This window comes from Stenotrophomonas nitritireducens, from assembly GCF_050984405.1.
In the GTDB taxonomy this organism is placed as follows: Bacteria; Pseudomonadota; Gammaproteobacteria; order Xanthomonadales; family Xanthomonadaceae; genus Stenotrophomonas; species Stenotrophomonas nitritireducens_B.
Genome location: NZ_CP158790.1, coordinates 210,984 through 224,288 on the forward strand (window position 1 = coordinate 210,984; position 13,305 = coordinate 224,288).

The window sequence follows — 13,305 nt, forward strand, 5'->3', positions numbered from 1 at the left end:
GGGGTGATCCGGTTTTGGGGGCGCCCATTGCACTCCCGCGCGCCGGGTCGATTCAACCGGCGTGGTGGATCACTGCGTCTTGGCCGCTGCCGGCGCACCGCCGAGCAGGAAGGCCAGCGCCTGCGCGCAGGGCTGTTCGATCTTCAGCGACAGCAGGGCGTCGGCGCGGGTGCGGCCAAGGTTGACCGCCGCCACCGGCAACCCGGCCTTCGCGGCGGCATCGACGAAGCGGAAGCCGGAATAGACCATCAACGACGACCCCACCACCAGCACCGCGTCGGCACGCTGCAGGTGCGCATGCACCGCGGCCACGCGCTCGCGCGGCACGTTCTCGCCGAAGAACACCACGTCCGGCTTGAGCAGGCCGCCGCAGGCCGTGCAGTCCGGCTCCACGAAGCCGCCGAAATCGCCTTCCAGGTCGGCGTCGCCATCGGGCGCCTGCGCCGCCTGCAACGCCGCCCAGGCGGGATTGGCGTCGAGCAGGCGCTGCTGCAGCGCCTCGCGCGACGAGCGCGTCCCGCAGCCCATGCAGCGCACCTCGTCCAGCCGGCCGTGCAGGTCGATCACGCACTGGCTGCCGGCGCGCTGGTGCAGGCCGTCCACGTTCTGGGTCAACAGCAGTTCGACCCTGCCGGCCGCCTCCAGCGCGGCCAGCGCGTGGTGGGTGGCGTTGGGCCGGGCCTGGCCGAAGCGCGGCCAGCCGACCAGGCTGCGCGCCCAGTAGCGCCGGCGCACCGCGGCATCGGCCATGAACGCGCGGTAATCCACCGGCGGCGTGCGTTTCCACTGGCCGTCGGCATCGCGGTAGTCGGGAATGCCCGAATCGGTGCTGCAACCGGCGCCGGTGAGCAGCAGCAGGCGGCGGTGGCTGGCGACGAACTCCGCCAGCCGCGTGTCCGTGGCCGCGGACGGAATGCCGGTGTCCTGCGGAAGCACGGCCATCGCCCCGCCCCGGCTCAGGCCTGCGGCGGCAATGCCGGTACCGGGGCCGGGCGGCCCTCAGCGTCCAGCGCCACCATCACGAAGTGGCCGCGCGTGCACAGCTTGCGTTCGCCGCTGTGCAGGTCCTCGGCGATCAGCTCGACCTGCACCGTCATCGAGCTGCGTCCGACCTCGACCACGCGACCCACGGTCTCGACCATCTCGCCGATGCGGATCGGCAGCTTGAAATCCACCTGGTCCGAATGCGCGGTGACCACGGTGCGGCGCGAATAGCGCGCCGCCGCGAGGAAGGCGGCCTTGTCCATCCACGCCATCGCCTGGCCGCCGAACAGGGTGCCCAGGTGGTTGGTGTGGTTGGGGAAAACGATCTCCACCATGCGGACTTCGGTGGGCGGGACGATGGCGGGCGTGGTGTTCATGGCGGCGTTCGCGGCGTTGGAAGCAGAGCGGATGATACGCAGCGGCGGACGTAGCCGGCGTGACGTTTCCGCGACGGAATCCGGTAGGAGCGCACTTCAGTGCGCGATGGAGCTCTACCGGTAAGACCCCATCGCGCACTGAAGTGCGCTCCTACAGGACCTTTCAGAAGTTCATGTCGAAGGCGACCTCGCCCTGCACGCCGACCTGGTAGGCCGAGACGCGGCGCTCGAAGAAGTTGGTCAGCTCCTGCACGTCCTGCAGCTCCATGAAAGGCAGCGGGTTGCGCACGTTGTACTTCTTCGCCATGCCGAGCTTGACGAAATGGTTATCGGCGCAGTGCTGCAGGTACTGGCGCATGTCCCGCGTGGAGATGCCGGCCACGCCGCCGGACAGCACGTCCTCGGCGAACTGCACTTCGCACTCGATGGCCTCGGCCAGCATCTCGTAGACCTGCTGCTCCATCGCCGCGTCGAACAGGTCCGGCTCCTCGGCGCGGATGGTGCGCACGCACTCGAAGGCGAACTCCATGTGGCAGCTCTCGTCGCGGAACACCCAGTTGGTGCCCGAGGCCAAGCCCGGCAGCAGCCCGCGCGAGCGGAAGAAGTACACGTAGGCGAAGGCGGCGAAGAAGAACAGACCCTCGATGCAGGCGGCGAAGCAGATCTGGTTGAGCAGGAACTGGCGGCGCTGCTCGCGGGTCTCGATGCGCTTCATGCCCTGGATCGAATCGATCCACCGGAAGCAGAAATCGGCCTTCTTCTTGATCGATGCGATGTTCTCCACCGCGGCGAAGGCCTTGAAGCGCTCCTCCGGATCGGGCAGGTAGTTGTCCAGCAGGGTCAGGTAGAACTGCACGTGCAGCGCCTCTTCGTACAGCTGGCGCGACAGGTACATGCGCGCTTCCGGCGCGTTGAGGTGCTGGTACAGGTTCAGCACCAGGTTGTTGGAGACGATGGAATCGCCGGTGGCGAAGAAGGCGACCAGCCGGTGGATCAGGTGGCGGTCGGCCGGCGTCATCTTGTGGTGCAGGTCGGTGATGTCGATCTGGAAGTTGATCTCGTCCACCGTCCAGGTGTTCTTGATCGCGTTGCGGTACATCTCGTAGAAGTCCGGGTAGCGCATCGGGCGCAGGGTCAGTTCGAAGCCCGGATCGAGCAGCATCTGGCGGGGTTGTGCGGACATGGATGACTCCTTTTTCCTTCTCCCTACGGGAGAAGGTGGCCCGAAGGGCCGGATGAGGGTTCGGTGAGGCGGCAATGCTGATCGCCGTACCCTCACCCCAACCCCTCTCCCGAAGGGAGAGGGGCTTCAAAGCATTTACTGGCAGGCCTCGCACGCCTCCGGGTTCTCCAGCGAGCAGGCGATGGCTTCGGTGGGCGTGTAGCTGCTGACCGTGGTCTTGGCGATCTTGGTCGCAGGGCGCGAGCGCAGGTAATACGTGGTCTTGATGCCCTTCTTCCATGCGTACATGTACATGGAGGACATCGCGCCGATGTTCGGGCTTTCCATGAACAGGTTGAGCGAGGCGGACTGGTCGATGAAGGCGCCGCGGTCGGCGGCCATGTCGATCAGCGAGCGCATCGGCAGCTCCCACGCGGTGCGGTAGACGGCGCGCAGCGCTTCGGGAATGCGCGGCAGGTTCTGGATCGAGCCGTCGGCCAGCTTGATCACATCGCGCATTTCCGGCGTCCACAGGCCCAGCTGCTTCAGCTCGCCCACCAGGTAGCGGTTGACCTGCAGGAAGTCGCCGGACAGGGTCTCGCGCTTGAACAAGTTGGACACCTGCGGCTCCACGCATTCGTAGCAGCCGGCGATGGAGGCGATGGTCGCGGTCGGGGCGATGGCGATCATCAGCGAGTTGCGCAGGCCATGCTGGCCGATGCGTGCGCGCAGCGCGTCCCAGCGCGCGACGTCGGCCGGCGCCACGTTCCAGGCGTCGAACTGCAGCTCGCCGCTGGCGGCGCGGGTGTCGTTGAACGACGGGTGGCGACCACGTTCCTGCGCCAGTTCGCACGAGGTTTCCAGCGCGTGGAAATAGATTTCCTCGGCGATCCGGGCCGACAGCGCGCGCGCGGCCTCCGAATCGAACGGCAGGCGCATGCGGAAGAACACGTCCTGCAGGCCCATGCAGCCCAGGCCCACCGGGCGCCAGCGCAGGTTGCCGCGGCGCGCGGTCTCGATGGGGTAGAAGTTCAGGTCGATCACCCGGTCGAGCTGGCGCACGGCCAGGCGCACGGTTTCGGCGAGCTTGTCGAAATCGAAATCGCCGTGCGCGTCGAGGTGGTTGCCCAGGTTGATCGAACCCAGGTTGCACACCGCGGTTTCCTCGGCCGAGGTGACCTCCAGGATCTCGGTGCACAGGTTGGACAGGTGGATCACGTTGCCGGCGCGCAGGGTCTGGTTGCTGGCCTTGTTGCACTTGTCCTTGAAGGTCATCCAGCCGTTTCCGGTTTCGGCCAGGGTGCGCATCATGCGCGCGTACAGCTTGCGCGCCGGCAGCGTCTTGACCGCCTTGCCCTGCGCCTCGGCCTGCAGGTAGGCGCGCTCGAACGCCTCGCCGTACAGGTCGGTGAACTCCGGCACCACGCGCGGATCGAACAGCGACCACGCCTGGTCGGCCTCCACGCGCTGCATGAACAGGTCCGGCACCCAGTTGGCCAGGTTGAGGTTGTGGGTGCGGCGCGAATCGTCGCCGGCGTTGTCACGCAGCTCCAGGAAATCCTCGATGTCGGCGTGCCAGGTTTCCAGGTAGACGCAGGCCGCGCCCTTGCGCTTGCCGCCCTGGTTGACCGCGGCCACCGAGGAATCCAGCGTCTTCAGCCACGGCACGATGCCGTTGGAATGACCGTTGGTGGACTTGATCAGCGAACCGCGCGAACGCACGCGGGTATAGCTCACGCCGATGCCGCCACTGAACTTGGACAGCTGCGCGATGTCGCCATACTTGGCGTAGATGGATTCCAGCGAGTCCTGCGGCGAATCCAGCAGGAAGCAGGACGACAGCTGCTCGTGGCTGGTGCCGGCGTTGAACAGGGTCGGGCTGGACGGCAGGTAGTCCAGGTTGCCGAGGCGCTGGTACAGCGCCAGCGCCTCGGGCACGTCCTCGCTCAGCGCGCTGGCGATGCGCAGGAAGAACTGCTGCGGCGTCTCGATCACCTTGCGCGTGTGCGGGTGGCGCAGCAGGTAGCGGTCGTACAGCGTGCGCAGGCCGAAGTAGTCGAAGTTGAGGTCGTATTCGGGGTTGACCGCGTCGTTGAGCTTGCGCGCGTTGACCTGCACGAAGTTCAGCAGGCGGTCGTTGATCAGGCCCACTTCGTGGCCGCGGCCGACCGACTGCGAGAAGGCGTGGATCTCCTGGCCGGACACTTCCTTGGCGATGAAGTTGGCCAGCAGGCGCGCGGCCAGGCGGCCGTACTCCGGTTCCTCGCCGATCAGCAGCGCGGCGGTGCGGATCGACAGTTCGTCCAGTTCCTGGGTGGTCGCGCCGTTGTAGAGGCCGGAGATGGTGCGCGTCGCCACGCGCATCGGATCGACGGCGTGCAGGCCTTCGCAGCAGCGCTGGATGGCACGCACGATCTTGTTCAGGTCCACCGGCTCGGTGCCGCCATTGCGCTTGGTCACGCTCATGGCGGTGGCGGTCGGCGGCGGGGTCAGTTCGAAGCCGGCCTCGGTCGGGACAACGGCGGTATCGGTGGCGGTCACGGCAATGCGTCCTCATGGCGTGGTGCACGCGGCGCCTGCCCTCGCAGGAACCAGGGCCGGTGGCGGGCGACGAGCATGGAAGGACGGCGTCGCAGCATCCGCGACGGGCGCGACCCGAGGTCGCCACCGGCGCTGCCGCGTCGCCAGCCGTCTTCCCCTCGAAGACTCCGCAGCCGGCACCGCGCGCTGTGCTTCGCGCGGCTGTCGGCAGGTCTTCGGACTCATGGGCTTGAAGCGAGGAACGAGTGGGGAGGAACGAGGAACGAGTAAAGCGGCAGCGCCGGCCATCTCTCGTTTCTCGTTTCTCTGAACTCGTTCCTGCTTCTCCTAGTCCGCCGCTTCCCAAGGCATCGGGCCTCAGTGCTTTGTGGCGGGTTCGTTCCCAGTTACCGCTGCGGGGCAGTGCCGGAATGGCCATCGAAGGCGTCACCGGCTTCCCTTTCAATCCGGCGGGGAGCAACCCGCCAGAACCGACGAGCCACAAGATAGTGGGGGCAAACGGCCCGGTCAACGCCAAATATTGTGGGTGGCCGCGCTCCCCTTGTGGCACAAGCGATCGCTTCCCTGGCGGCGGGTGGGCCCACGGCCGACTGCTCATCAGGACTGCGCAGTCAACCCTTTGGTAGCCGATTGGCGGGTAGGAAAACGCCTCACGCATTCATCGTGCGATACCCTGGTTGCAGGGCCATGACTTCCGGCCGGCGCCCGCCCACGGCGCGGCCGGCGATCCTGTCGGCCCTTCGAATGGATTCCCGCCATGCGCCGTCTGGCCCTCGCCGCCGCCCTGCTCGCCCTGTCGCCCCTGGCCGCGCAGGCCGGCACGGTGAAGTCGCCGGCGCTGTCGTCCACCCAGTGCGGGGTCAGCACCGATTACGACGTGCTGGTCGATGGCGGCGGCATCTGGCTGCGCCGGCACGACGCCACGCCGCGCGAGATCGTGTTCCACGACGGCGAACTGAGCATCGACGGGCGCATGCAGGCGGTCAGTGCCGACGACGCGCAGCGCCTGCGCGTGCTCGAGGCCGGGGTGCGCCAGCTGATGCCGGCGGTCACCGGCATCGCCAACGAATCGGTGGGGATCAGCTTCGACGTGCTGGACGTGGTGTACGGCTCCATGACCGGCAACTTCGATTCGCGCAAGGTACGCGCGCTGCGCAGGGACGCCGAGCGTTTCGTCGCCTCGACCATCGGCCGCGGGCGCTGGGAGCAGGATCTGTTCGGCGAGGGCTTCGAGCAGCGCGTGCAGGCGTCGGCCGAATCGCTCAAGGGCTCCATCGCCCGCGGCCTGCTGTGGACCATGCTCACCGGCGGCGAGGAACGCATCGAGAAACGCAGCGAGAAGATCGAAGCCGAACTCGAGCCGAAGATCGAAGCGCGCGCCCGCGCCCTGGAGCAGCATGCGCAGTCCCTGTGCACCCAGGTCCTGGCGCTGGACCGGCTGCAGTCGGCGCTGGAATTCCGCTACGACGGCCAGCCCCTGCGGATGATGAACGTCAGCGGCGAGCGCGGCGAGGCGCCGGTGGCGAAAGAACAGGCACCGGACAACAGCATCGAGCTGCCATAGGCCCCTTTCCCGGCGGGAGAGGGGTTGGGGTGAGGGCAGACGGAGCCGGATGGTTCACCGTCGTCGGCGCCGTCCCCTCATCCGCCCTTCGGGCACCTTCTCCCGCGGGAGAAGGATCACTCCGCCAGCGCTCCGCTCACCCTTGGGGCAACTGCGCCAGTTCCTCCCGCACCAGCCGCACCACCAGCGTGTCCAGCGTATCCACCGAGTAGTCGGCCACGTCGTGCACGGTTTCGCGGCCGGGGCCGCTGCCCGGGTCGGACGCGTCCTTGTAGGTGAGGAAGATGAAGCGCCCGCCGGTGTACTGGGCGATCTGCCGCTGCGCGATCTCGCCGGTGGTGTCCTGCCCCGACGCGGCCACGCTGAACACCTTGATGCCCTTGCCCAGCGCCGCGAGCATGGTCTGGTCGTAATGCGGCGGCGGATAGTCCATGTGCGGCGGCGCGTCGGCCAGCGACACCAGCAGGCGCGTGGTCGCCGGGCCGCGCCAGGCCAGCGCCTGCACCGCATGGTCGAAGGCTTCGTTCATGGCCTCGGGCATGTCGCCGCCACCGCCGGCGCGCACGCCGTCGAGCACCTGCTGGAACGCGGCGACATTGCCGCTCAGGTCCCAGCTGCGCACGAGATACTCGTCGCCGCGGTCGCGGTAGGTGACCAGTCCCAGGCACACGTCCGGGCGCGACGGCAGCTGCTCGATGCCACGCACGATGTCGCGCAGCGAGGCGCGCAGCTTGTCGATCTCGTCGCCCATCGAACCGGTCGCATCGACCATGAACACCAGGTCCAGCCGCGCGCGCGCCGCGGGCGTGGCAGCGGGCAACCGCACTTCCAGCACGTCCTTCTGCCCGCGCCTCAGCTGCGCCTGCGCCTGCCGGCCGTCGCGGCGCACGTCCACCCGGTAGCTGGCCGAGTCGCGGTCGTCGAAGGCGTTCAGGTGCAGCCAGGCCTGACCGCCGGCATCGGTGCGCGCCCACATCCGCGCGCCATCGGCGGCGGAGACCGCGACCTCGGCATCGGGCACCGGCCGGCCCTGCGCGTCGAGCACGCGCAGGCGCTGGCGCACGGAGACGTCGCGGCCCAGCTGCGCCGCTTCTGCATGGCGCTGCAGGAACTGCTGGAAGCCGCCGAAGTCGGCGTTGTCGTCGACCACGCCGGCGGTCACCGGCGTGGCGGGTTGCTGCCGCACCGGCGCCGGCGCATACGGCATCGCCAGGTCGGCCCGCGAGCCCGATACCGTCACGCTCATCGCGTCGGTAGCGACGACCGGAGCCGGGGGTGGGGGCGGCGCGGCTTCCCGCAGCAGCTTGTCGCGTCCCACCTTGCCCACCAGCGCGGGAATGTCACGCACGCGCTGCGGCGGCTGCGGATCCGGCACCTCGCGCATGCGCGGCGCATCGCTGCAGACGGTGGCCACCGGCGCGCGGAAGTTCGGCGCGGTCTGGCGCGTGCGCTTGAGCGCCGGCGCCTTCAAGTCGGGCACCACGACGACCGTGGCCGGCTCCGGCCACAACGGCTCACCGGCGAGCGCCGGCAGGCCGGCCAGCACCGTCAACGCGAATGCCATCGAACGTACCGGCAGGCGCCGGGATGCCATGCTTGTGTGCTTCATCTGCGCGCTCCGTTTCTTGCAGGGTGGGCCGCCGGGGGCGGCATGCGGAAAGGAGAACGGATGATCACGACAAACGGGGTTGAGGACCTTGCGCTCCTGCGGGTTTGCGGGTTCAAAGCCGGTGGGCGGTGCCCAGGTATTCGGCGCTCTGCATCTCGATCAGGCGGCTGGCCGTACGCTCGAAGGCGCCGGCCAGGCGGGTGCCGGAATAGAGCAGCGGCGGCGCGTCCTGCGCGGTGCAGACCAGGTTGACCTGGCGGTCGTACAGCTCGTCGATCAGGTTGACGAAGCGCCGCGCGGCGTCCTCGTTCATGCGGTCGAAGTGCGGGATGCCGCCGAGCAGCACGGTGTTGAACTCGCGCGCGATCTCGATGTAGTCCGACGGACCGCGCGGGCCCTCGCACAGCGCCGGGAAGTCGAACCAGACGATGCTCTTGCCGCGCCCGCGCACGGGAATCTTGCGGCCCTCGATCTGGATGTTGCCGGCGCGCGCGTCCTGCCCGCCGCTCAGTTCCTTCCAGCGTCCGCCCAGCCAGGCATCGCTGTCGTCGGCGAGCGGCGCGCGGTACACCGGCGAGCGGGTCAGCGCGCGCATGCGGTAGTCCTCGGTGCCTTCGGCGTACAGCTCCACGCAGTACTTCTGCAGCAGGGCGATGGCCGGCAGGAAGCTGTCGCGCTGCAGGCCGTTGAGATAGAGGTTCTCCACCGCCGTGTTGGAGGTGGTCACCAGGGTCACGCCTTCGGCGAACAGGCGCTCGAGCAGGCGCGCCAGCAGCATGGCGTCGCCGATGTCGGTGACGAAGAACTCGTCCAGTACCAGCACGCGCAGGTTGTTGCGCCATTCCTGGGCGATCTTCGCCAGCGGGTCGCTCTGCCCCTGGTGTTCGCGCAGCCGCTCGTGGATGCCGCGCATGAAGCGGTGGAAGTGGGTGCGGTACTTCTGTTCGATCGGCAGGCCGTCGTAGAACAGGTCGACCAGGAAGGTCTTGCCACGACCGACGCCGCCCCAGAAGTACAGGCCCCTGACCGGCTCGGGCTTCTTCCAGAACGCCGACAGCCGGTCGAGCCAGCCATCCTGCGCCGAATCGACGATGGCCTCGTGGATGCGATCCAGTTCGGCCAGCGCCGCGTGCTGGGCCGGATCGTCGCGCCAGTCGCCACGGGCCACGCCGGCGGCGTAGCGCTGCGAGGGGGTCGTCGCGCCCATGCTCAGCAGCTGCCGTCGGGCAGCCAGCGCCGCACTTCGTGCTGGATCGCGCCGCGCAGGTCGATCAGCTTGCGATGGAAGAAATGGCTGGTGTCGGGCATGCGCACCAGCTGCGGCGGATCGGCCAGCGTTTCCAGCCAGGCGTAAACGGCCTGCGCGTCGACGATCTCGTCGGCATCGCCCTGCACCACCAGCCAGTTCGCCGGCGGCTGCAGGCTGTCGAAATCCCACGTGCGGCGGCCGACCGGCGGCGCGATCGAGATCAGCGCCTGCGGCTGCAATGCGCCACTGGCGCGCAGGCAGACATAGGCGCCGAAGCTGAAGCCGGCCAGCCACAGCGCGCAGTCCGGGCGCTGGGCGCGCACCCACGCCACCACCGCGCGCAGGTCGTCCTGCTCGCCCTCGCCGTTGTCGTAGCTGCCGGCCGAGGCGCCGACGCTGCGGAAATTGAAGCGCACGGTGGTGACGCCCAGCTCGCGCAGCGCGCGCGCGACCATCGTCACCACTTTGTTGTGCATGCTGCCGCCCTCGGTGGAGAGCGGGTGGCAGATGACGGCGACGACCGGGTGCGGCACGGCCCCGGTGTCGGGCGGATCGACGGCGACTTCCAGCGGTCCGGCCGGGCCGTCCAGCATCAGCGTCGCCGACGCTTGGGGAAATGGGGGAGTCTGCATTCGGGCATGATACCGGCCCCGTCCGGCGGCTTCATCGCCGTCCCGTCAGCGGTAGCGAGCGAACGCGATGCACTTCCTGATCCTGAGCGTGGCCTGCAGCGTGCTGGTCTCGGTGCTGCTCAAGCTGGCGCCGCGGCGCGGCATCGACATCGCCCAGGCCGTGACCTGGAACTACCTGGCCGCCAGCGCGCTGTCGCTGCTGCTCAGGCCTTCGCTGGGTTCGCTGCAGGGCGGGCATGCGCCATGGCCGGCGCTGCTCGGCCTGGCGATCGCGCTGCCGGGCATTTTCCTGGTGCTGGCGCGCGCGGTGCGCGAGGCCGGTATCGTGCGTAGCGATGTGGCACAGCGCCTGTCGCTGCTGCTGTCGCTGGGCGCGGCCTTCGTGCTGTTCGGCGAGCAGGCCAACGGCTGGAAGCTGGCCGGGCTGGGGCTGGGCCTGCTGGCCATCGTCGGCGTGAGCGCGCGCAGCGGCGAGCGCGGCAACGCCACGGCCTCGAGCTGGCGCTGGCTGCTGGCGGTATGGGCCGGTTTCGCGCTGATCGACATCCTGCTCAAGCAGGTGGCGCTGTCGGGCACGCCCTCCGCCGCCGCGCTGCTGGTCAGCTTCGCCCTCGCCTTCGTGCTGATGCTGGGCTGGCAGCTGCAGCGCCATGTCAGCGGCCGCTGCCGGCTGGGCGCACGCAACTTCGGCTTCGGCCTGCTGCTGGGCGCGATCAACTTCGGCAACATCCTGTTCTACGTGCGCGCCCACCAGGCGATGCCGCACAGCCCGGCCACCATCTTCGCCGGCATGAACATCGGCGTGGTCTGCCTGGGGGCGCTGGTCGGCGTGCTTGCCTTCGGCGAGAAGACCAGCCGCTGGAACCGCCTGGGCCTGGGCCTGGCGGTGGTGGCGATCGCGCTGATCGCGCGCGGCGCGCAGGGCTGAGTTTCCAGGATGGGTTCCTCGCCAAGGTGGCGGTTCTCGGCCGTCAAGTGTTACTTTGTAACAAAACTGGAGCCGATCCGATGAAGAATGCCGCCGCCCTGTTCGATGCCTCCGCCGTCGCCCTGTCCGGCCTGTGCCTGCTGCACTGCCTGGCGCTGCCGCTGCTGGCCGCGCTGCTGCCGCTGTTCGGCGCCTGGATCGAGGCCGAATGGGTGCATGGGGTGTTCGTGCTGATCGCCGCGCCGCTGACCAGCTACGCGCTGTGGCGCGCGCACCGCCACCGCCCGCTTCCCGCCGCGCTGTGGCTGCTGGCGGGCTCCGGGCTGGCGCTGCTGCTGGCCGGTGCGTCCGGCGGCCTGGGCGAGCGGGCCGAAACGCCGCTGACCATCGCCGGCAGCCTGGCGCTGGCCAGCGCCCACCTGTGGAACGCGGCGCGGCGGCACGCGCACTGACGGTCGCGGGCACCAGGGGACGCGGCGCCCGCGCGCCCTTCGCCCCGTCTCAGGGATCGAAGCCCAGCAGCAGCGGATCGTGGTCCGAGCTGCGCCACGGGCCGGGCACGTTGCGTCCCTGGTAGCCCGTTTCGTCGGCCTCGTCGGCGTTGATGTGCCATTCGGCCGCGCCCTTCAGGCGCGCCGCCATGCCGGCGTTGAGCAGGGCATGGTCGAGACGGCCGGTGAGGCCGTTGTAGACGTAGCTGTAGGGCTGCTCCACGCCGGCCACCTTGAACGCATCCGTCCAGCCATCGGCGTGCAGCTGGCGGATCGGATCTTCCATCGCATAGGCGTTGAAGTCGCCCAGCAGCACCGCATCGCGGCTGCCGCTGCCGGTCGGGTCGCGCTGCAGCCACTGGTTCAACAGCCGCGCCGACGCCACGCGGGTCGCCGTCCAGCAGCCCTGGCCGTCGTTCTGGTCGGCGTCGGCGCCAGCCGCCTCGCTGCAGCCCTTGGACTTGAAGTGATTGGCCACGACCACGAACGGCCGGCCCTTGCGGCCCATGCGGAAAGCCTGCGCCAGCGGCACGCGGCTGCGCTCGCCGAAAGGTTCCTGCTCCAGCACCGCGGGCCTGCCCACCGGCGCCACGCGCGAGGCACGGTAGACGATGCCGACGCGGATGGGGTTGTCGCCCGGGCCCTTGCCGGCGTCGACGAACGCCCAGTCGCCACCCTTGCCCTGCCCTTCGTTGAGCGCGCGCACCAGCCCGGCGATCGCCGAATCCGGGCCGTAGCCGTCGTTCTCCAGTTCCATCAGCGCGGCCACGTCCGCATCCAGGCCGCGGATGGTGGCGATCAGCTTGGCCTGCTGCGCCTGGAACTGCGCGAACGTCTTGGCGCCGCGCAGGGTCGGGAAGCCGCCGCCGTGGTTGTCGCCGTTGAAATAGTTCTCCAGGTTGAACGCGGCGATGCGCAGCGCACCCGCCACCACCGGCGGTTGCGGGCGCTCGACGGCGGACACCTGCAACGCCCGGGTCAGCTGCAGCCGGTAGCCGCCGTCGTAGCGCTGGTCCACCACGCCTTCGACGTCGTTGAACACCATGCCGGTGCGCAGCACCGCGGTGTCGGGCAGGTACGGCACGCCGCCCGGATCGCGCTTGCCGCTGCCGTCGTCCAGTCGCAGGCGGCGGCGCGCGTTGTCGGCCACCAGCGCGGCGTTCTCCGCGCTGCCGGCGGCGGCCCGTTCGCTCGGCTGCCACAACCGGCCATCGAAGGCGACGGTGAGCTCGCCATGGCGCGCGAGCTGGTCCTGGCCGGCCAGGGTCAACGGCGCGGCGATGCGCACCCGCATGCCTTCCAGCGCTTCCCAGCTGGCGGGCACGCCTTCGAGCACGGTGACCGGCGGCGTCGGACGCGCGCGGGCCGCGACGACCGTCTCCGCCTTCAACACGGTCAACGCCTGGCCGTCCTTGCCGGCCGGCAGTTCCTGCACGGTGCCGGTGATGCGCAGCCATTGCCCCACCGACGCGTTCTGCGCCGGGTCCAACTGCACGAACAGCGCATCGGACGTGGCCGCATCGCCGTCGCCGGCATCCTGCACGAACACGCCGCCCAGTCCGGCCCGCAGGTCGGCGGTGACGGCGCCCTCGATGGTGACCAGCTTTCCTTCCAGCGGGCTGCGCCCGCCGCTGCCCTGCACCTGGCCGATGGCGGTGACGGCCGGCCCCTTGGCGATGGCCGGCGCAACGAGGGCGAACGACAGCGACAGGGCGAGCAGCGAGGGAAGGTGGCGCATGGGTGGACTCCGGAACGGCAGAAAACAAAG

11 protein-coding genes and 1 riboswitch are annotated in these 13,305 nt (G+C 69.4%); of the genes, 3 read left to right on the forward strand and 8 right to left on the reverse strand.

The window, feature by feature from the left end:
• Positions 1 to 69 precede the first annotated feature (69 nt).
• The 4 genes from ABTV91_RS00965 to ABTV91_RS00980 all read right to left on the reverse strand — a co-directional run bounded on the left by ABTV91_RS00965 (position 70) and on the right by ABTV91_RS00980 (position 4,989).
• On the reverse strand, positions 70 to 942 hold the full coding sequence (locus ABTV91_RS00965) for an NAD-dependent protein deacetylase (RefSeq protein WP_433852783.1): 873 nt from the start codon (positions 940 to 942) through the stop codon (positions 70 to 72).
• A 14-nt stretch (positions 943 to 956) separates the two neighbouring features.
• A complete protein-coding gene (locus tag ABTV91_RS00970; protein WP_433852784.1) occupies positions 957 to 1,361 on the reverse strand; it encodes an acyl-CoA thioesterase in 405 nt (134 codons plus the stop codon).
• A 163-nt stretch (positions 1,362 to 1,524) separates the two neighbouring features.
• Entirely contained in the window at positions 1,525 to 2,544 is a 1,020-nt protein-coding gene (locus ABTV91_RS00975; RefSeq protein ID WP_433852785.1) for a ribonucleotide-diphosphate reductase subunit beta, read from the reverse strand.
• A gap of 135 nt (positions 2,545 to 2,679) precedes the next feature.
• Positions 2,680 to 4,989: a ribonucleoside-diphosphate reductase subunit alpha gene (locus ABTV91_RS00980; RefSeq protein ID WP_433854089.1), complete on the reverse strand. Its 2,310-nt coding sequence runs from the start codon at positions 4,987 to 4,989 to the stop codon at positions 2,680 to 2,682.
• 264 nt (positions 4,990 to 5,253) lie between these two features.
• A riboswitch (cobalamin riboswitch) is annotated at positions 5,254 to 5,554 on the reverse strand.
• A 267-nt stretch (positions 5,555 to 5,821) separates the two neighbouring features.
• Between ABTV91_RS00980 and ABTV91_RS00985 the strand changes: the two genes are divergently transcribed.
• Complete coding sequence (locus tag ABTV91_RS00985; RefSeq protein ID WP_433852786.1) at positions 5,822 to 6,628, forward strand: DUF2884 family protein; 807 nt, start codon at positions 5,822 to 5,824, stop codon at positions 6,626 to 6,628.
• A 136-nt stretch (positions 6,629 to 6,764) separates the two neighbouring features.
• On the opposite strand, the gene ABTV91_RS00990 is transcribed toward ABTV91_RS00985, so the two are convergent.
• The 3 genes from ABTV91_RS00990 to ABTV91_RS01000 form a co-directional block, all read right to left on the reverse strand.
• Positions 6,765 to 8,237, reverse strand: coding sequence for a VWA domain-containing protein (locus ABTV91_RS00990; RefSeq protein ID WP_433852787.1), 1,473 nt, complete (start codon positions 8,235 to 8,237; stop codon positions 6,765 to 6,767).
• Positions 8,238 to 8,349: 112 nt separating this feature from the next.
• On the reverse strand, positions 8,350 to 9,444 hold the full coding sequence (zapE, locus tag ABTV91_RS00995; protein WP_433852788.1) for a cell division protein ZapE: 1,095 nt from the start codon (positions 9,442 to 9,444) through the stop codon (positions 8,350 to 8,352).
• Positions 9,445 to 9,446: 2 nt separating this feature from the next.
• Complete coding sequence (locus tag ABTV91_RS01000) at positions 9,447 to 10,118, reverse strand: alpha/beta hydrolase (protein WP_433852789.1); 672 nt, start codon at positions 10,116 to 10,118, stop codon at positions 9,447 to 9,449.
• 67 nt (positions 10,119 to 10,185) lie between these two features.
• Here ABTV91_RS01000 and ABTV91_RS01005 point away from each other — a divergent pair, with 67 nt between their 5' ends.
• Both ABTV91_RS01005 and ABTV91_RS01010 read left to right on the forward strand, forming a co-directional pair.
• On the forward strand, positions 10,186 to 11,046 hold the full coding sequence (locus ABTV91_RS01005; RefSeq protein WP_433852790.1) for an EamA/RhaT family transporter: 861 nt from the start codon (positions 10,186 to 10,188) through the stop codon (positions 11,044 to 11,046).
• Positions 11,047 to 11,126: 80 nt separating this feature from the next.
• Complete coding sequence (locus ABTV91_RS01010) at positions 11,127 to 11,498, forward strand: MerC family mercury resistance protein (RefSeq protein WP_433852791.1); 372 nt, start codon at positions 11,127 to 11,129, stop codon at positions 11,496 to 11,498.
• A gap of 49 nt (positions 11,499 to 11,547) precedes the next feature.
• Here the strand turns inward: ABTV91_RS01010 and ABTV91_RS01015 are convergent, their stop codons facing one another.
• Positions 11,548 to 13,275, reverse strand: a complete 1,728-nt coding sequence (locus ABTV91_RS01015; RefSeq protein ID WP_433852792.1) for an ExeM/NucH family extracellular endonuclease — start codon at positions 13,273 to 13,275, stop codon at positions 11,548 to 11,550.
• Positions 13,276 to 13,305: the final 30 nt, after the last annotated feature.